We start from the raw sequence: 17,788 nt of genomic DNA on the forward strand, positions 1-17,788 counted from the left end.
TGTTCGCGTGACGACTCCAGCGCAGCACGACCGCGACCTCGCGGAAGGGCGCGTGGCCCGGCTCAAGCAGGACCTGCGCGCCGGGCTGGCGACCCCGCCCGGCGACGTCGAGGCGATGGACGGGCTCGTCGCGAACGCGCACCGGCTGCTCGACGCCGAGCTGGCGTTCGACGAGGCCAAGCACCGGCTCGCCAACGCCCAGCTCGAGGCCCGGCACGCGGCGACGCAGCGCGCGGTCGTGTGGTTCGCGGCCGCGCCGGTGCTGGTGCCGCTGGTCGCCGCCGCGCTCGTGCTGTTCGAGGTGCTCTCGCCGGTGTGGCTGCTCGCGCTCGTCCCGCTGTTCGCCGCGGGCCTGTGGATCGGCTTCGCGCCGGTCCGCCGGGTCGGCGACGTCATCCGCGAGCGCACGCGCGCGGCGTGGGCGGGCAGCGTGACGGCCGGGCTGCTGATGGCGGCGCTGATCCCGTGGCCGCCGGCGGCGGTCTGCACGATCCTGACGGCGCTCGGGGTCGCGGCCACGGCCGGGCTGCTGTGGCGGGAAAGCCGGATCCCGTGAGCCACGGCTACGCGACCTACGGCGACGACCCCGGGTTCGAGCAGGAGTATGTCGAGCCGGTCGACACCACGCGGCGCGACCTAGACGAGCTGTTCGCGGCGGTCGACGGGCTGCGCGCGGCGGTCCAGGAGACCGACGACCGCTTGCGCGAAGACGTCGCCGACCTCAGCGAGCGGCTCGAAAGCGGCGGCGCGACCCGGCAGGAGGACCGGATCGACCTGCTCGGCCGCCGCCTGGAGCGGCTGCAGCAGCAGGTCCACGCCCTGGAACGCGCGGTCCGCGTGGCCGACGGCGTCCCGCGCGTCGACCTCGACGACGTCGGCGCGGAGACGCGCGCGCTCGCGGCCGAAGCGGCGCGGTGGGACGACCTGCACAAGGAACTCGTCACGAAGGAGCAGCGCGCGCGGTACTCCGACGAAATCGCGCGTGTTGCCTCGGTGCAGGCGGCGTTGTCCCGGTGCGACGCCGACTTGCTCGACGTCATCGGCGTCCTGGCGGCCACCGACCGCGGCTCCCGCGGCCGCGGCGACGCGGAGTCCCGCCTGCGCGCGCTGACGACCCGCCGCCGCACGCTGCTGGACGAGGAGATCCCGGCCGCGGAGCAGGCGGCGGAACAGGCCCGGCTGGCCCTGCGCGAGGCGGACGCGGTCGAGGCGCGGGTGGTGCCGCAGCTGGAGCGCGCCGAACGGGCGTGGCACGACCTGCAGGTTCGGCTCCGCACGCGCATCACCGACGCGCTGGGCTCGAACGCGCTGCTCCCGACCTGGTTCGGCCACGCACTGGGCGTCGCCCCGCCGACCGGCACGACGGGCGACACCTGGCTCCGCACGGCGGCTTCGGTGCTGGCGTACCGGGTGACGTTCAAGATCACGGACCCGGCGCTGCCGCTGGGGCCGCCGGCTTCGGAGGGCGTGGACACGACCGAGCGGCGGTGGACGTGGCGTGCCCGCCTGGAATCCGACCTGGACGACCTCGCGCTGTAGCACCGGTGGCGGCGGAGTCAGGTACGCAGGGCGGTCTCCAGTCGCCGGTGCAGTTCGCCGAGGCGGGTGCGGCCGGGGTTGCCCGGCGGGAAGCGGCGGAGGAGATCGGCCACCTCCGGCGGGGCTTGCGAAAGGGCCCAGCGGATCTCCGCCTCGGCATCGCCGCCCGCCAGCTCGCGCGCCGACGCGGCCTGCTGGGCCGGGCCGACGATGTGCTTCACCTGGTGCGGTGACTCCAGCGGGTGCAGGTAAGCGGCCCCGGCCGCGCCCACCGCCGCCCGCGCGGCCGCCGATGCCACGGGGTCGGTGGTCTCGCCCGCGGCCGCTAGGGCGGCCCAAGCCGTCGTGCGCAACGCCTTCGTCCGCGGATCACCGCCCGCGAACGCCTCCGCCGCGGCGATCGCCGAGCGCGGACGCGGATCGCCGGGCACCCGGGCTTCGTACAGCGGCAAGACCCGCGCGGCGCAGGCCGCCGCCCAGCCCGTCAGCGCGCGGAGTTCGGGAAGGGTCAGCTCCATGTGGCTGAAGCGTATCCTTGAAACCTCGGTTGAGACTTTCAGACGGTCGCGGGCCGCCGGAGGGACTGGCGGCGCAGGCGGTTGAACAGCTTCGCGTTGTTCAGCGCGAACACCCCCACCGTCTCCCCGTCCCGCTGCCACACCGCCACGAACGACGAGGACGACGGGTCGCCGTCGACGAAAGAAACCGTGTCGTCCGGGCGCGGGTGCCCGGCCAGCTGCAGCGTCCCCGAATACTGGTCCGACCAGACGTAACCGCTCGGTTCGTACGTCCGCGAAGTCCGCCCGGCCAGCAGGTTGGCCACCGCGACCGGGGCCTGCTCCGACGCGTTCGTCCAGTGCTCGTGCCGCCGGCCCCCGTAGCGGGCCACGTCGCCCACCGCCACCACCTGGGGCAGTGCCGTGACCAGTCCCGCGTCCGTGTGGACGCCGTTGCCGACCTGCACTCCGGAGCCCGCCAGCCACTCCGTCGCCGGGGTCATGCCGACGCCGGTGACGACCACGTCGGCCGGGACGAGGGAGCCGTCGGCCAGCTCGACGCCGGCCGGGGACAGGCCCGAAACCCGGACGCCGCAGCGCAGGTCCGTGCCGTGGTCGAGGTGCAGCCGGGCGCAGACCTCGGCCAGCGACGGGCCCAGCACCGGGGCCAGCGGCGCGGCCAACGCCTCCAGGACGACCACGTCGAGGCCCAGCGAGCGGCACGTCGAGGCCACCTCGGCCCCGATGAACCCCGCGCCGACGATCGCCACCCGCACCCCGGGCACCAGGGCCGCGCGCAGGGCGACGGCGTCGTCGAGGGTCCGCAGCACGAAAGCGCCCTCGAAGCCCGGCAGCGTGCGCGCCCGGCCGCCGGTGGCGATGACGACGCCGTCCGCGTGCACCGAGCCGCCGTCCGACAACAGCACTCGACGCGAAGCCGGCTCCAGCGCCGTCGCGCGGACGCCGAGCCGGAAGTCCAGGGCCAGCGAGGCGAGGTCGCCGGCGTCGAGCAGCTCCAGGGACGCGGCGGACGCCGTCCCGGCGAGGAAGCCCTTGGACAGCGGCGGCCGGTCGTAGGGCAGGTGGGGCTCCTCGCCGATCAGCACGATCCCGCCGTCGTAGCCCTGCGCGCGCAGCTCCTGCGCGGCGCGGACCCCGGCCAGCGAGGCCCCGACGACGGCGACCCGCTTCACGCGGCGTCTTCCTTCGCCGCGTCGCGGACGTAGACCACACCTTCGTCGACCACGACGGCGTACGTGCGCACGGGCTCCTTCGCCGGCAGGCACGTCGGCACACCCGTGCGCAGGTCGAACAGCGCCGCGTGCAGCGGGCACTCGACGAAGCAGCCTTCGAGCCAGCCGTCGGCGAGGGAGGCGTCCTGGTGGGTGCACGTGTCGTCGATGGCGTACAGCTCCCCGTCGTCGGTGTGGAACACCGCGATGGCGGGAGTCCCGGGGATCCGGACGGACTCACCGGGGGGCAGCTCGTCCACCGTGCACGCGCGAATCATGACGCCTCCGTAAAAGTTGCGCATGGGGGAACATCAACTGTGATACGCAACAAAGTCTGAGTCTCGCGAAGGGCGTCGTCAAGGGGGTACGCCCCGGTAGTTTTCGTTACCGGGTAACGGGTATTCCGGGCATGCCGAACGCCCGTACCGGGGATGGCGGTACGGGCGTCCGTGCGTCCGGGTTACTTCGCGGCGGCTTCGCCGTGCCGGTAGAACGGCAGCTTGACCGGGGCGAGCGGGGTGTTGCCGAGGATCAGGTCGGCGGCCTTCTCGGCGGTCATCATCACCGGCGCGTAGATGTTGCCGTTGGTGATGTAGGGCATCACCGACGCGTCGACCACGCGCAGGCCCTCGGTGCCGTGCACCCGCATGGTCTGCGGGTCGACGACGGACTTCTCGTCCACGCCCATCTTGGCCGTGCACGACGGGTGCAGCGCGGTCTCGGCGTCCTTGGCGACCCAGTCGAGGATCTCCTCGTCGGTCTCCACCGACGGCCCCGGCGAGATCTCCCCGCCGTTGTACGGGTCGAGCGCGGACTGGTTGAGGATCTTCCGCGCCACCCGCACGGCCTCGACCCATTCCTTGCGGTCGGTCTCGGTCGACAGGTAGTTGAACTTGATCGCCGGGTGCTGCCGCGGGTCGGTCGAGGTGATCCTCACCGAGCCGCGGGTGTCGGCGTACATCGGGCCGACGTGCACCTGGTAGCCGTGCCCTCCGGTGGGCGACGAACCGTCGTAGCGGATCGCCACCGGCAGGAAGTGGAACATCAGGTTCGGATACTTCACTTCGTCGTTGGAGCGGACGAACCCGCCGCCCTCGAAGTGGTTGGTCGCGGCCGGCCCGGACCGCAGGAACAGCCACTGCGCGCCGATGTAGGGCCGCTTCCACTTCGCCAGCGACGGCTGCATCGACACCGGCTGCTTGCAGGCGTACTGGATGTACACCTCCAGGTGATCTTGGAGGTTCTCGCCGACGCCCGGCAGGTCCTTGACGACGTCGATGCCGAGCTTCTCCAGGTCCGCCGCGTTGCCGACGCCGGAGAGCTGCAGCAGCTGCGGGGTGTTGATCGCGCCGCCGCAGAGGATGATCTCCTTGCCGTACACCTCGGCCGGCGCCTTCCGGCCCTCGGCGTACTCGACGCCGATCGCGCGCGTGCCGTCGAAGAGGATCTGCGACACGAACGCGTGCGTCTTCACCGTGAGGTTCGGCCGGTGCATCACCGGGTGCAGGTAGGCGCCGGCCGCGGACAGCCGCCGTCCTTTCCGGACGTTCCGGTCGAACGCGGCGAAGCCCTCCTGCCGGTACCCGTTGACGTCGTCGGTGCGCGGGTAGCCCGCCTGCTCGGCGGCGTCGAAGAAGGCCTGGAACAACGGGTTCGACGCCGGGCCGCGCTCCAGTTCGAGCGGGCCGTCGTGGCCGCGCCACTGCCCGTCGGGGGCGTCGGCGAGACAGTTCTCCATGCGGTTGAAGTACGGCAGGCAGTGCGCGTAGTCCCAAGTGGACATCCCGGGGTCGCCGCCCCAGCGTTCGTAGTCCATCGGGTTGCCGCGCTGGAAGATCATCCCGTTGATGCTGGACGACCCGCCGAGCACCTTGCCGCGCGCGTGGTAGATGCGACGGCGGTTCATGTACGGCTCGGGTTCGCTGCGGTAGCCCCAGTCGTAGAACTTCGACCCGATCGGGAAGGTCAGCGCGGCCGGCATGTGGATGAAGACGTCCCACTTGTAGTCCGACCGCCCCGCCTCCAGCACGAGGACCTTGTTCGCCGGGTCGGCCGACAGCCGGTTCGCCAGCGCGCAGCCCGCCGAGCCACCGCCGACGATGACGAAGTCGTAGGTATCGGAAGTCATGCGTCCTCCTGGAGAACCTTATTCAGCCGTCGGCCGGCGCGAGAGTCACTGCCGGCAGGTATGTCACGATCCATAGCGCCGTCCTAACCAGAATAAGATTCTCAGCCGGGCAGGGTGTCCGGGGCGTTGTCGGGCATGTGCTCGGGGCTCGTGTGCGACGAACCCCAGGTGCGGCGCCGGACGTAGAGCATGATCGCACCGATGATCACGATCAGCCCGGTGACGATCACCGCGCCCCACTGGAAGTACCAGTGATCGTCGCCGTAGACCTCGGCGCGCGGCCAGATCAGGTTGACCGTCATCGCGGCGCCGTAGAGCACCGCGACCAGGTTCACCAGCGTGCCCCAGCGGCCGAGCTTGAAGTACGGGCCGTGCTCCGGCCGCGGCCAGTGCCCGCGCAGGCGCCGGACGAGCATCGGGCCGGTGACCATCAGGTAGGGGATGTAGAACAGGATGATCGCGGTCGAGGTCAGGATGAAGAACGCCCGCTGGTTGCCCAGGTTGATCAGCAGCACCACGACGGTGAGGCCGCCGGTGAGCAGCGCGGGCAGCACCGGCACCTTGGACCGCGGCGAGACCTTCGCCATCGCCCGGCTGAACGGCAGGCGGCCGTCGCGGGCCATCGCCCAGGCCATCCGGATGGCGGCGGTCTGCACGGCCAGGCAGCACACGGTGATCGCGATCGCCGAGCAGATCAGGAACGCGTCGCCGAGGCCTTCGCCGAGGGTGCTCTTGAGCAGGTACGGCATGCCGGACGTGCTCAGCTCCTTGGCGCTCAGGTCGCCGACGGCCATCATGCCGAACAGCATGATCAGCCCGCCCACGATGAACGCCGCCGTGATCGCCCGCAGGATCGCGCGGGGCGCGTGCCGCCGCGGGTGGGTCGTCTCTTCGGCCAGTGAGCCCGCGGTGTCGAAGCCGTAGAAGACGTACGCGCTCATCAACGACGCCACCAGGAACGCCCCGAGATACCCGAACGAGTGACCCTCACCGGTGCCGGCGGTGTCGAAAACGAGGCTGGGACCGCGCTTGATGTGGATGGCGAGCGCGATCACGAGCAGGATGCTCGCGCCGAGTTCGACCGCGACGCCGAAGTTGTTGATCTTCGCCATCAGCTTGACGCCGATGATGTTCACGACCGTGGCGAACACGACGAGGATGAGGGCCAGGATGATGGCGTTCTGCGCGCCGCCGGGTGTCGACGTCAGACCGGCGTCTTCGTCGCTGCCGACGATCTGGAACGCGGTCGAGACCTGCGGCAGGATGATCTGGTAGGCCACCGCGACGGCCGCCGCCGTCACGATCGCGCCGATGATCATGATCCAGCCGGCCAGCCACGACGTCGCCGGTTTCGCGATCTGCTTGGCCCATTGGTACACCGAGCCGGCGAGCGGGAACTGCCCGGCGAGCTCGGCGAAGCACAGCGCCACGGCGGCCTGGCCGACGAAGACCAGTGGCCACGTCCAGATGAAGGCCGGGCCCCCCGACCCGAAGCCGAAGAAGAAGAGCTGGAACACGCCGGTCAGGATCGAGATGTAGCTGAACCCGGCGGCGAAGCTGGAGAACGACCCGAGCGAGCGCTCGAGCTCCTGGCGGTAGCCGAACTTTTCGAGTTCGGAACTGTCGTCGGCAGCAGGCCCCCCGCCCGCCGGAATTTCTTGCGTGGTCATGGCAGCGTCCTTACGTGGTGGGTGGGGGACGGGTCAGCCTTTGAACCAGTGCTGCGGAACGGGATCGATGTTCTGGTAGACGTGCTTGCTCTCCTGGTACTCCGCGAGCCCGGACGGTCCGAGCTCGCGGCCGATGCCGGATCTGCCGAACCCGCCCCACTCCGCCTGCGGCAGGTAGGGGTGGTAGTCGTTGATCCACACGGTGCCGTGGCGCAGGGCCCCGGCGACCCGCTGGGCGCGGGACGCGTCCGACGTCCACACGGCTCCGGCGAGCCCGTATTCGGTGTCGTTGGCCAGCGCGATCGCGTCGGCCTCTTCGGCGAAGCGTTCCACGGTGACGACCGGGCCGAAGACCTCTTCCCGGACGATCGCCATGTCCCTGGTGCAGTCGGAAAACACGGTCGGGCGGAGGAAGAAACCCTTTTCGTACTCCGGTCCTTCGGGGCGCTTGCCGCCCGCCCGGAGCGTGGCGCCGTCCCGGAGAGCGCTTTCGATGTAGCCCTCCACCTTCGCGCGGTGCTGCGCCGAGACGAGCGGGCCCGTCTCGGTCGCGGGGTCGAGACCGTCGCCGACCCGGATCTTTTCGGCGCGCGCGGCGAGGTCCGCGACGAACCGGTCATGGATTCCATCTTGGACGATCAACCGCGCGCCCGCCGAACAGACCTGTCCCGAATGGACGAACGCGGCCATCAGCGCGTAGTCCAGCGCGGTGTCGTAGTCGGCGTCGGCGAAGACCACGTTCGGGTTCTTGCCGCCGAGTTCGAGGGCGACCCGCCGGACGCCCTTCGCGGCGGCGGTCATGATCTTCTCGCCGGTCGCGTAGCCGCCGGTGAAGGACACCAGGTCCACGGCCGGGTGCTCGACCATCGCCGCGCCGACGTGGCCCGGGCCGAGCAGCAGGTTGACGACGCCGGGTGGCGCGCCGGCCTCGTCCAGCAGGGCGACCAGCCGGATCGTGGTCAGCGGCGTGACCTCGCTCGGCTTGAGCACGATCGTGTTGCCCGCGGCGAGGGCGGGCGCGACCTTCCAGGACATCTGGAGCAGCGGGTAGTTCCACGGCGCGATCAGCGCGCAGACGCCGACGGGCTCGTGCACGATCCGGCTGACGACGGTCGCGCTGCCCGCGTCGACCAGCCGTCCGGCGTCCTTGTCCGCGAGGCCGGCGTAGTAGCGGAAGACGTTCGTCACGTCGTCGATGTCGATGCGGCCTTCGCCCAGCGTCTTGCCGGTGTCGAGGCTCTCGGTGCGGGCCAGTTCCTCGCGGTCGCGGACCAGGAGGTCGGCCGTCTTGCGCAGCAGCGCGCTGCGCTCGGCGGCGGTCGTGCGGCGCCACGGGCCGTCGTCGAAGGCCCGGCGAGCGGCTTCGACGGCGGCGCCGACCTCTTCGCGGCCGGCCTCGGCGACGGTCTCGATGACCTCGCCGGTGGCGGGGTTCAGCACGTCGGAGTGCGTTCCGGCCGCGGCGTCCGCCCAGCTCCCGTCGATGTACAGGTCTTTCATGCGGCCCTTCCCGGATCGGTAGTGGCTGCTCGGTGCCTGGAGTGCGTACATTTGTACGCGAAGTGTGTACAGATGTCCACAAGGGGGCTCGATGGCCAAGAGCGAACCCGGCGCGACGCGGCGCCGCGGTCCGAACGACCCCGAACGGCGCGCGCGGATCGCCAAGGCGGCGATCGAGGTGGTCGCCCAGCGCGGGATCGACGGGGTCACGCACCGCTCGGTCGCCGCGGCGGCCGGCGTCCCGCTCGGCTCGACGACCTACCACTTCGCGACGCTGGACGACCTGCTGGAGGTCGCCCTGCACGAGGCCGCCGAGAAGAACGTCCACGCGCTGAAGGAGTGGGAGGCCGCGCTCCCGCCGGACGCCGACTTCGCCGCGGCGCTCGCCGACCTGGTGATGGGCTACATCACCGAGCAGTACCGCGACACCGTGGTCGAGTACGACCTGTACGTCGCGGCCCTGCACCGGCCGGCGCTGCGCAAGGCGAGCGCGGCGTGGGACGAAGCGCTCATCGCGTTCTTCGGCTCCCGGACCGACCCGCTCACCGGCCGCCTGCTGGCCGGCTTGTTCTGCGGCCTGCTGATGCAGCTGGCGCTGGCCGACCCCCGGCCGGGCCGCGCGGAGATCGAAACACTGTTCCGGCGGGCGATCGACGGCCCGGCCGCCTGAACCTCCTGCGGGCATTGAAAAACACGGGTTGACAGCCGTGCGTGGCGGCAGTCACTCTGTTCCGGAGTGAGCAACAAGACGCGTTCTGCGCAACTCCCGAACTGATCCGCGGAGAGGACCACGCCGGTGACCGCAATCGATCTCCCGCCGAGCCTGCTCGCCACCCTGCCGGGCGCCTCCTACACCGACCCGGCGATCTTCGCGCTGGAACAGGCGAAGATCTTCGAGGCGGACTGGTTCTGCGCCGTGCGCAGCGCCGACCTCGCCGGGCCCGGGGCGTTCGAGACCGTCCAGGTCGGCAAGGAGAGCGTCCTCGTCTCCCGGGGCCGCGACGGCAAGCTCAACGCGTTCCTCAACGTCTGCCGCCACCGCGGCGCCCGGCTCTGCACGGCCGAGAGCGGCACGGTGAAGCGCGCCTTCCAGTGCCCGTACCACGCCTGGACGTACGGGCTGGACGGCAAGCTCGTCGCCGCGCCGAACCTCACCGGGATGCCGGACGTCGACCGGACCGAGTTCGGCCTCACGAAGGTCCACCTGCGCGAGTGGCTCGGCTACGCCTGGGTCTGCCTGGCCGACGAGCCGCCGTCGTTCGAGGAGACCGTCGTCGGCGCGGTCACCGAACGGCTCGGCGGGCCTGCCGAGATCGACGCCTACGGCATCGACGGCCTCGCGCTGGGCAAGCGCATCGAGTACGACGTGAAGGCGAACTGGAAGCAGATCATCGAGAACTTCATGGAGTGCTACCACTGCGCGACGATCCACCCGGAGCTCACCGAGGTGCTCCCGGAGTTCGCCGACGGCTACGCCGCGCAGTACTACGTCGGCCACGGCGCCGAATTCGGCGGCGAGATCAAGGGCTTCACGATCGACGGCTCCGAAGGCGTCGACCGGCTGCCCGGCGTCACCGAAGCCCAGGACCGCAAGTACTACGCGATCACCATCAAGCCGGGCGTCTTCGTCAACCTGGTGCCGGACCACGTCATCCTGCACCGGATGTTCCCGCTCGCCCCGGACCGGACGCTGGTGCGTTGCGACTGGCTGTACCTGCCGGAGGTGGTCGAGTCCGGGCGCGACCTGAGCCGGTCGGTCGAGCTGTTCCACCGCGTCAACCTGCAGGACTTCGAGGCGTGCGAGCGTTGCCAGCTCGCCATGGACTCGCGCTCCTACGTCAACGGCGGGGTGCTCGTGCCCAGCGAGCACCACATCGGCGCGTTCCACGACTGGGTCCGCGCCCGGCTGGCCGCCGGTTAGACCAGCGCCCGGATGGCGGCCTCGAACCCGGTGACGTGCGCCTGCGTCAGCGCGGCCGCCTTCTCGGCGTCGCCCTCGATGATCGCGGTGAGGAGCGGGACGTGCTCGTCGACGTGGCCGGCCATCCCGGACAGCCGGGGCACGAACACGCACCAGATCCGGGTCGCGAGGTTGTCGTACCGGATCAGCGTGTCCTCGAGGTACGGGTTGTGCACGCAGCGGTAGATCGCCCGGTGCAGGGCGAGGTCGGTGCGCAGCAGCTCGGCGTTGTCGCCGGCCGGGACGCCGGCGTCGAGGCCCGCGCGCAGCTCGGTCAGGGTCGCCCGGTCGGCCGCGGTCGCGCGCGCGGCCGCGGCGGCCGTCGCCATCGGCTCCAGCGTGCGCCGGACCTCGGAGATGTGCGCGAGGTCGGAGATGTTGACGTCGGTGGCGAACGTCCCGCGCCGCGGGTAGGCGACGACCAGCCGCTCGGACTCCAGGCGTTTCAGCGCCTCGCGGATCGGCGTGCGGCCCATGCCGAGCGTGGTGCCGAGCTCCTCTTCGTTGATGGGGGAGCCCGGCGGGATGTCGAGCATGACGAGCCGGTCGCGGACGAAGAGATACGCCTGTTCGGCCAGCGAAGGGGGATTGACCTGGGGATGCACGCCGCTTAGCCTACATCGACGATTGATATATCAGAAGTCGACCACGGAAGGTCTGCGATGACCGCGACGATCGACCCAGTGCTCAACCGGACCCTGGCCGACTACGACCCGGCGGTCGCCGAAGCGATCGGCGCCGAGCTGCGCCGTCAGCGGACGACGCTGGAGATGATCGCCTCCGAGAACTTCGCCCCGCTCAGCGTGCTCCAGGCCCAGGGCTCGGTGCTCACCAACAAGTACGCCGAGGGCTACCCCGGCCGTCGCTACTACGGCGGCTGCGAGCACGTCGACGTCCTCGAACAGCTCGCCATCGACCGCGTCAAGGCGCTGTTCGGCGCGGGTTTCGCCAACGTCCAGCCGCACTCGGGCGCCCAGGCCAACGCCGCCGCGATGGCCGCGCTCCTCAAGCCCGGGGACAAGATCCTCGGCCTCTCGCTCGCCCACGGCGGCCACCTGACGCACGGCATGCGGATCAATTTCTCCGGCCTGCTCTACGACGTCGCCGCGTACGAAGTGTCCGAAAAGGACTACCGCGTCGACATGGCCGAGGTCGCGCGGCTGGCCCGCGAGCACCGGCCGAAGCTGATCATCGCCGGCTGGTCGGCCTACCCGCGGCAGCTGGACTTCGCCCGCTTCCGCGAGATCGCCGACGAGGCCGGCGCGTACCTGATGGTCGACATGGCGCACTTCGCCGGGCTGGTCGCCGCCGGGCTGCACCCGTCGCCGGTGCCGCACGCGCACGTCACGACGACCACCACCCACAAGACCCTCGGCGGCCCGCGCGGCGGCGTCGTGCTGACGAACGACCCGGCGCTGGCCAAGAAGGTCAACTCCGCCGTCTTCCCCGGTCAGCAGGGCGGCCCGCTCGAGCACGTCATCGCCGCCAAGGCCGTCGCGTTCAAGATGGCGGCCGAGCCGGAGTTCGCCGAACGCCAGCAGCGGACTCTGCGCGGCGCGAAGATCCTCGCCGAGCGGCTCCTGGAAGCGGGGATCGACGTGCTGACCGGCGGCACCGACGTCCACCTGGTGCTCGTCGACCTGCGCGGCTCCGAGCTGGACGGCAAGCAGGCCGAGGACCGGCTGCACGAGGTCGGCATCACGGTCAACCGCAACGCCGTCCCGTTCGACCCGCGCCCGCCGATGGTGACGTCCGGCCTGCGGATCGGCACGCCGGCCTTGGCCACGCGCGGCTTCGGCGACGCCGAGTTCCGCGAGGCCGCCGATGTCATCGCCGAAGCGCTCAAGCCCGGCTGCGACGTCGAGAAGCTGCGGGCCCGCGTCACCGCGCTCGCCGAAGCGTTCCCGCTGTACCCCGGGGAGGAGACCCGATGACCGACCTGCCGGAGCACCCGGACTTCCTCTGGGACAACCCCGAGCCCCGCAAGAGCTACGACGTGGTCGTCGTCGGTGGCGGCGGGCACGGCCTCGCCACGGCGTACTACCTCGCCAAGCAGGGCATCACGAACGTGGCGGTGCTGGAGAAGGGCTGGCTCGCGGGCGGCAACATGGCCCGCAACACCACGATCATCCGCTCCAACTACCTCTGGGACGAGAGCTCCGGCATCTACGAGCACTCGCTCAAGCTGTGGGAGGGGCTCGAGGAGGACCTCGGCTACCCGATCCTGTTCAGCCAGCGCGGGGTGCTGAACCTCGCGCACACCCTGCAGGACGTCCGCGACAGCGTCCGCCGCGTCGAGGCCAACAAGCTCAACGGCATCGACGCCGAATGGGTGGACGCCGACGGCGTCAAGGAAATCTGCCCGATCGTCAACACCTCGCCGGACGTCCGCTACCCGGTGCTCGGCGCGACCTTCCAGCCGCGCGCGGGCATCGCCAAGCATGACTACGTCGCTTGGGGCTTCGCCCGCGCTGCGCACGAACTGGGCGTCGACCTCATCCAGAACTGCGAAGTCACCGGTATCTCCACAGTGGACGGCCGGGTGACCGGGGTGGACACCAGCAGGGGCCGGATCGCCGCGGGCAAGGTCGCGCTGTGCGCGGCCGGGCACACGTCGGTGCTGGCGCGCATGGTGGGGCTCGAGCTGCCGCTGAACTCGCACCCGCTGCAGGCGCTGGTGTCCGAGCTGCTGGAGCCGGTCCACCCGACGGTCGTCATGTCGAACGCCGTGCACGTCTACGTTTCCCAGGCGCACAAGGGCGAACTCGTGATGGGCGCGGGCATCGACAGCTACAACGGCTACGGCCAGCGCGGCTCGTTCCACATCATCGAAGAGCAGATGGCCGCCGCGCTGGAGCTGTTCCCGGTGTTCGCGCGGGCGCACCTGCTGCGGACGTGGGCCGGGATCGTCGACGTCAGTCCGGACGCGTCGCCGATCATCGGGCTCACCCCGGTGGAGAACCTGTTCCTCAACTGCGGCTGGGGCACCGGCGGGTTCAAGGCCACGCCCGGCGTCGGCGACGTCTTCGCGCAGACCATCGCGCGGGGCAAGCCGCACGAGTACGCCGAGCCGTTCACCCTCGACCGGTTCACCACCGGTGCCCTCGTCGACGAGCACGGCGCCGCCGCCGTCGCGCACTAGGAGTGTTCGATGCAGCTGATCCCTTGCCCCTGGTGCGGGCCCCGCGAGGAAGCCGAGTTCCACTACGGCGGCCAGGCGCACGTCGCCTACCCGGCGGACCCGTCGGCACTGTCCGATGAGGACTGGGCGAAGTTCGTGTTCTTCCGCGAGAACCCGAGCGGGCCGTTCGCCGAGCGCTGGAGCCACGCCGCGGGCTGCCGCCGGTGGTTCAACGCCGTCCGCGACACCCGCACCCACGACCTGAAGGCGGTCTACCGCCTCGACGAGCCCCGGCCGGTGATCTCATGACCCGACTGTCCGGCGTGCCGCTGAAGTTCACCTTCGACGGCCGCGAGCTGACCGGCTACCTCGGCGACACCCTGGCGTCCGCGTTGCTGGCCAACGGCATCCACCGGGTCGCGACCAGCATCAAGTACGGCCGCCCGCGCGGCATCGTCGGCGCCGGTGTCGAGGACTCGAACGCCTTGGTGCAGATCGAAAAGCCGTTCCCGGAGCCGATGCTGTCCGCGACGACGGTCGAGTTGTACGACGGTCTGGTCGCGCGAGGCCTGTCCGGTCAAGGCCGCCTGTCCACCGAACCGGACCCCGCGCGGTACGACACGAAGCACGCCCACTGCGACGTCCTGGTGATCGGCGCCGGACCCGCCGGTCGCGCTGCCGCAGCCGCCGCGTCGGGCCGGGTGCTGCTCGTCGACGACCAGCCCGACGGCGAAGCTCCCGAGGGCGTCCGGTTCCTCTCGCGCACCACGGCGTTCGGCGTCTACGACGACGGTTTCGTGCTCGCTCTGGAACGCCGGGGCGAGCCCGTGGCCCCCGAACGCATTTCGCGGCAGCGGGTCTGGCGGATCCGCGCGAAGCGGATCGTCATCGCGACCGGCGCCCACGAGCGGCCGATCGTGTTCCCGGACAACGACCGCCCCGGCATCATGCTCGCTTCGGCCGCGCGGACGTACTTGAACCGGTACGGAGTCTTGGTTGGGCAGCGCGTGGTCGTGTTCACCACCAACGACTCCGCGTACGACGCCGCCACCGATCTGGCCGCGGCCGGGGCCGAGATCGTGCGGATCGTCGACGCCCGCGAGGGTTACGGCATCATCGGCACCGACGGCGACTCCCACATCACGGCGGCCCATGTGGCGAAACTGGGCGATACGCGGGGGGAGCGGGTCGAGTGCGACCTGCTGCTCGTCTCCGGCGGCTGGAACCCGGCCGTGCACCTCTACAGCCAGGCTCGCGGGACCCTGCGCTACTCCCCGGAACTCGGCTCCTACGTTCCGGACGGTTCCCTCCCGAACGTGACCGTCGTCGGCGCGGCCGCGGGCGAGGGGCTGCCCGAGACCAAGGTGCTGTGGCAGGTGCCCGCGCCCGAGTCCGAAGTGGACACGCGGTTCGTCGACCAGCAGCGCGATGCCACGGTGTCCGACGTCCTGCGCGCCACCGGCGCCGGGCTCACCTCGCTGGAGCACGTCAAGCGGTACACGACCATCGGCACCGCGCACGACCAGGGCAAGACGTCCGGCATGCTCGCGGCCGGCATCACCGCCGAAGCCCTCGGCGTCGACCTCGCCGACCGCCGCCCGACGACGTTCCGCCCGCCCTACACGCCGGTCTCGTTCGCCGCGCTGGCCGGCCGGAACCGCGGCGAGCTGCACGATCCCGTGCGCGTCACCACGATCCACCCGTGGCACGTCGAGCACGGCGCCGAGTTCGAGAACGTCGGGCAGTGGAAGCGCCCGTGGTACTACCCGCGGTCCGGCGAGTCGATGCGCGACGCCGTGCGGCGTGAATGCCACGCGGCGCGCAACGACGTCGCGGTGATGGACGGGTCCACGTTGGGCAAGATCGACGTCCAGGGCCCGGACGCCGGCTGGTTCCTCGACATGCTCTACACGAACATGATGAGCACCTTGAAGGTCGGCCGGATCCGCTATGGCGTGATGTGCGGCGTCGACGGCATGGTGATCGACGACGGGACCGTGATCCGCGTCGGCGAGGAGCGCTTCCTGGTCACGACCACGACCGGCAACGCGGCCATGGTCCTCGAGTGGATGGAAGAGTGGCTGCAGACGGAGTGGCCGCACCTGCGCGTTTTCGCGACGTCGGTGACCGAGCACTGGACCACGCTCCCGCTGGTCGGCCCGCGCTCGCGGGAAGTCCTCGGCCGCCTGGCGCCCGGCCTCGATGTCTCCAACGAGTCCTTCGGGTTCATGACCTGGCAGGACGCCGAGGTCGCCGGGCTCGCGGCGCGGGTCTGCCGGATCAGCTTCTCCGGTGAGCTGGCCTACGAGATCAACGTCCCGTCGTGGCACGGTCCGGCGCTCTGGCAGGCCATTGTGGACGAAGGCGCCACGCCGTACGGCACCGAGACCATGCACGTCCTGCGCGCCGAGAAGGGCTACCCGATCATCGGCCAGGACACCGACGGCACGGTCACTCCGCAGGACCTCGGCATGTCCTGGGCGGTGTCGAAGAAGAAGGCCGACTTCCTCGGCAAGCGCTCCTTCGCCCGTGCCGAGAACAACCGGCCGGACCGCAAGCAATTCGTCGGCCTGCTGCCGGTCGACCCGTCGGTGCTGCTGCCCGAGGGCTCGCAGATCATCGAATCGGAAGTCGTGCCGGAACCGCCGGTGCGGATGCTCGGCCACGTCACCTCCAGCTACGACAGCGTGGCCCTCGGCCGCACCTTCGCGCTCGCCTTGGTGCACTCGGGCCGCGAGCGGATCGGCGAAACGCTGTTCGTCCCCGTCGGCGATCAGGTCGTGCCGGTGACCGTGACCGAATCCGTCCTCTTCGACAAGGAAGGAGCCCGCCGTGACGGTTGACGTGGTCGAAGAACCGTTCCGCACCCAGCTCACCGTGCGCCTCCGCGACGGGCGGACCCTGCTCGGTGTCCCGCTGCCCGGCCCGTGCACCTACACCAGCGGCAACGGCGCCGACATCCTCTGGATGGGCCCCGACGAGTACCTGGTCCTCGCCGAGCCCGGCCGCCAGGCCGAGCTGGAAGCGGCACTTTCACGTGAAAGTGACGCCGTCGTGGACGTGTCGGCGCAGCGCAATGTCGTGCGGCTGACCGGCTCGCACGCGGCCGACGTGCTGGCGCACGGGTGCTCGATCGACCTGGAGGTTTCGCCGCCGGGTACGTGCGTGCAGACCTTGCTGGCGCGTACCGGGATCGTGCTGATGGTCCGGGAAGAAGGCTTCACCATCCTCGTGCGGCAGTCCTTTTCGGACTACTTCCACGCCTGGCTGGCCGACGCGAGCCTGGAGTACGTCTCGTGACCTTCACCCTGACGCTCAAGTGCCCCGAACGCTCGGGCATCGTGCACGCCGTCACGACGTTCCTGGTCGGGCAGGGCTGCGACATCGTCGAGCACCAGCAGTTCGACGACGACGTCCGCGGCTCGCTGTTCCTGCGCACGTCCTTCACGTCCGCCGAAGAGACTACAGTGGACGACCTGACCCGCGCGTTCGCCCCAGTGGCCGGAGACTTCGGCATGGAGTTCGGCTTCTCCGACGGTACGCCACCGCGGATCCTCGTGCTGGTCTCGAAGTTCGGGCACTGCCTCAACGACCTGCTGTTCCGCTGGCGCGCGGGCGGCCTCGGCGCCGAGATCGCCGTGGTCGTCTCGAACCACGAAGACCTGCGGCCGATGGCCGAGGCGGCCGGCGTCCCATTCGTGCACGTCCCGGTCACGCCGGACACCAAACCCGAGGCGGAGCAACGGCTCCTGGACCTGGTCGGGGAGTACGAGGCCGATCTCGTCGTGCTCGCGCGGTACATGCAGGTGCTGTCCAACGAGCTGTGCCAGAAGCTCGAAGGCCGCGCGATCAACATCCACCACTCGTTCCTGCCCGGCTTCAAGGGCGCCAAGCCCTACCACCAGGCCTACGACCGCGGCGTCAAGTACGTCGGCGCGACCGCGCACTACGTCACGCCCGACCTCGACGAGGGCCCGATCATCGAGCAGGAGGTGCAGCGCGTCGACCACACGTACTCGCCGCGCGAGCTCGTGACCGTCGGCCGCGACGCCGAAGCCCTCGCCCTCTCCCGCGCGGTCCGCTGGCACTGCGAACGCCGGGTCCTGCTCAACGGCAACAGCACCGTCGTCTTCCGTTAGGA

Annotated in this window: 17 protein-coding genes; 10 read left to right on the top strand and 7 right to left on the bottom strand. The window is 70.7% G+C overall.

Annotated features, from left to right (window positions below; genetic code table 11):
• Positions 1–7 precede the first annotated feature (7 nt).
• Entirely contained in the window at positions 8–556 is a 549-nt protein-coding gene (locus H4696_RS43430) for a hypothetical protein (RefSeq protein WP_086858581.1), read from the top strand.
• Positions 553–1,539 carry a coiled-coil domain-containing protein gene (locus H4696_RS43435; protein ID WP_086858582.1) on the top strand — a complete coding sequence of 329 codons (987 nt, stop codon included), beginning with the start codon at positions 553–555 and terminating at the stop codon, positions 1,537–1,539. The genes H4696_RS43430 and H4696_RS43435 overlap by 4 nt, the downstream gene beginning before the upstream one ends.
• Positions 1,540–1,556: 17 nt before the next feature.
• Here H4696_RS43435 and H4696_RS43440 read toward each other — a convergent pair whose 3' ends face one another.
• The 6 genes from H4696_RS43440 to H4696_RS43465 all read right to left on the bottom strand — a co-directional run bounded on the left by H4696_RS43440 (position 1,557) and on the right by H4696_RS43465 (position 8,566).
• Positions 1,557–2,057, bottom strand: a complete 501-nt coding sequence (locus tag H4696_RS43440) for a putative immunity protein (RefSeq protein ID WP_086858583.1) — start codon at positions 2,055–2,057, stop codon at positions 1,557–1,559.
• A 38-nt stretch (positions 2,058–2,095) separates the two neighbouring features.
• On the bottom strand, positions 2,096–3,229 hold the full coding sequence (locus tag H4696_RS43445; protein WP_086858584.1) for an NAD(P)/FAD-dependent oxidoreductase: 1,134 nt from the start codon (positions 3,227–3,229) through the stop codon (positions 2,096–2,098).
• A complete protein-coding gene (locus H4696_RS43450; protein ID WP_086858585.1) occupies positions 3,226–3,546 on the bottom strand; it encodes a bifunctional 3-phenylpropionate/cinnamic acid dioxygenase ferredoxin subunit in 321 nt (106 codons plus the stop codon). The genes H4696_RS43445 and H4696_RS43450 overlap by 4 nt, the downstream gene beginning before the upstream one ends.
• Before the next feature lie 182 nt (positions 3,547–3,728).
• Complete coding sequence (betA, locus tag H4696_RS43455) at positions 3,729–5,396, bottom strand: choline dehydrogenase (RefSeq protein WP_086858586.1); 1,668 nt, start codon at positions 5,394–5,396, stop codon at positions 3,729–3,731.
• Positions 5,397–5,497: 101 nt separating this feature from the next.
• On the bottom strand, positions 5,498–7,066 hold the full coding sequence (locus tag H4696_RS43460) for an amino acid permease (RefSeq protein WP_086858587.1): 1,569 nt from the start codon (positions 7,064–7,066) through the stop codon (positions 5,498–5,500).
• 33 nt (positions 7,067–7,099) lie between these two features.
• On the bottom strand, positions 7,100–8,566 hold the full coding sequence (locus H4696_RS43465) for an aldehyde dehydrogenase family protein (RefSeq protein WP_086858588.1): 1,467 nt from the start codon (positions 8,564–8,566) through the stop codon (positions 7,100–7,102).
• Between the two features lie 91 nt (positions 8,567–8,657).
• Between H4696_RS43465 and H4696_RS43470 the strand changes: the two genes are divergently transcribed.
• Both H4696_RS43470 and H4696_RS43475 read left to right on the top strand, forming a co-directional pair.
• The gene (locus H4696_RS43470; protein WP_086858589.1) at positions 8,658–9,236 is read left to right on the top strand and encodes a TetR/AcrR family transcriptional regulator; all 579 of its coding nucleotides are present in this window, start codon (positions 8,658–8,660) and stop codon (positions 9,234–9,236) included.
• 126 nt (positions 9,237–9,362) lie between these two features.
• Positions 9,363–10,487 carry an aromatic ring-hydroxylating oxygenase subunit alpha gene (locus H4696_RS43475; RefSeq protein WP_086858590.1) on the top strand — a complete coding sequence of 375 codons (1,125 nt, stop codon included), beginning with the start codon at positions 9,363–9,365 and terminating at the stop codon, positions 10,485–10,487.
• On the opposite strand, the gene H4696_RS43480 is transcribed toward H4696_RS43475, so the two are convergent.
• Entirely contained in the window at positions 10,484–11,131 is a 648-nt protein-coding gene (locus tag H4696_RS43480) for a GntR family transcriptional regulator (protein WP_086858591.1), read from the bottom strand. The genes H4696_RS43475 and H4696_RS43480 overlap by 4 nt on opposite strands.
• Before the next feature lie 57 nt (positions 11,132–11,188).
• Here H4696_RS43480 and glyA point away from each other — a divergent pair, with 57 nt between their 5' ends.
• Genes glyA through purU form a run of 6 tightly spaced genes read left to right on the top strand, consistent with a single transcriptional unit; the run spans position 11,189 to position 17,786 of the window.
• Positions 11,189–12,460 (top strand): serine hydroxymethyltransferase, encoded by a 1,272-nt coding sequence (gene glyA / locus H4696_RS43485; protein WP_192782849.1) that lies wholly within the window; start codon positions 11,189–11,191, stop codon positions 12,458–12,460.
• Positions 12,457–13,668 carry a sarcosine oxidase subunit beta family protein gene (locus H4696_RS43490; protein ID WP_086858592.1) on the top strand — a complete coding sequence of 404 codons (1,212 nt, stop codon included), beginning with the start codon at positions 12,457–12,459 and terminating at the stop codon, positions 13,666–13,668. The genes glyA and H4696_RS43490 overlap by 4 nt, the downstream gene beginning before the upstream one ends.
• Positions 13,669–13,677: 9 nt before the next feature.
• Entirely contained in the window at positions 13,678–13,956 is a 279-nt protein-coding gene (locus tag H4696_RS43495) for a sarcosine oxidase subunit delta (protein ID WP_086858593.1), read from the top strand.
• A complete protein-coding gene (locus tag H4696_RS43500; protein ID WP_086858594.1) occupies positions 13,953–16,490 on the top strand; it encodes a 2Fe-2S iron-sulfur cluster-binding protein in 2,538 nt (845 codons plus the stop codon). The genes H4696_RS43495 and H4696_RS43500 overlap by 4 nt, the downstream gene beginning before the upstream one ends.
• Positions 16,480–16,947, top strand: coding sequence for a sarcosine oxidase subunit gamma (locus H4696_RS43505; protein ID WP_086858595.1), 468 nt, complete (start codon positions 16,480–16,482; stop codon positions 16,945–16,947). The genes H4696_RS43500 and H4696_RS43505 overlap by 11 nt, the downstream gene beginning before the upstream one ends.
• Complete coding sequence (gene purU, locus H4696_RS43510; RefSeq protein WP_086858596.1) at positions 16,944–17,786, top strand: formyltetrahydrofolate deformylase; 843 nt, start codon at positions 16,944–16,946, stop codon at positions 17,784–17,786. The genes H4696_RS43505 and purU overlap by 4 nt, the downstream gene beginning before the upstream one ends.
• Positions 17,787–17,788 lie beyond the last annotated feature (2 nt).

Source organism: Amycolatopsis lexingtonensis, from assembly GCF_014873755.1.
Classification (GTDB): Bacteria; Actinomycetota; Actinomycetes; order Mycobacteriales; family Pseudonocardiaceae; genus Amycolatopsis; species Amycolatopsis lexingtonensis.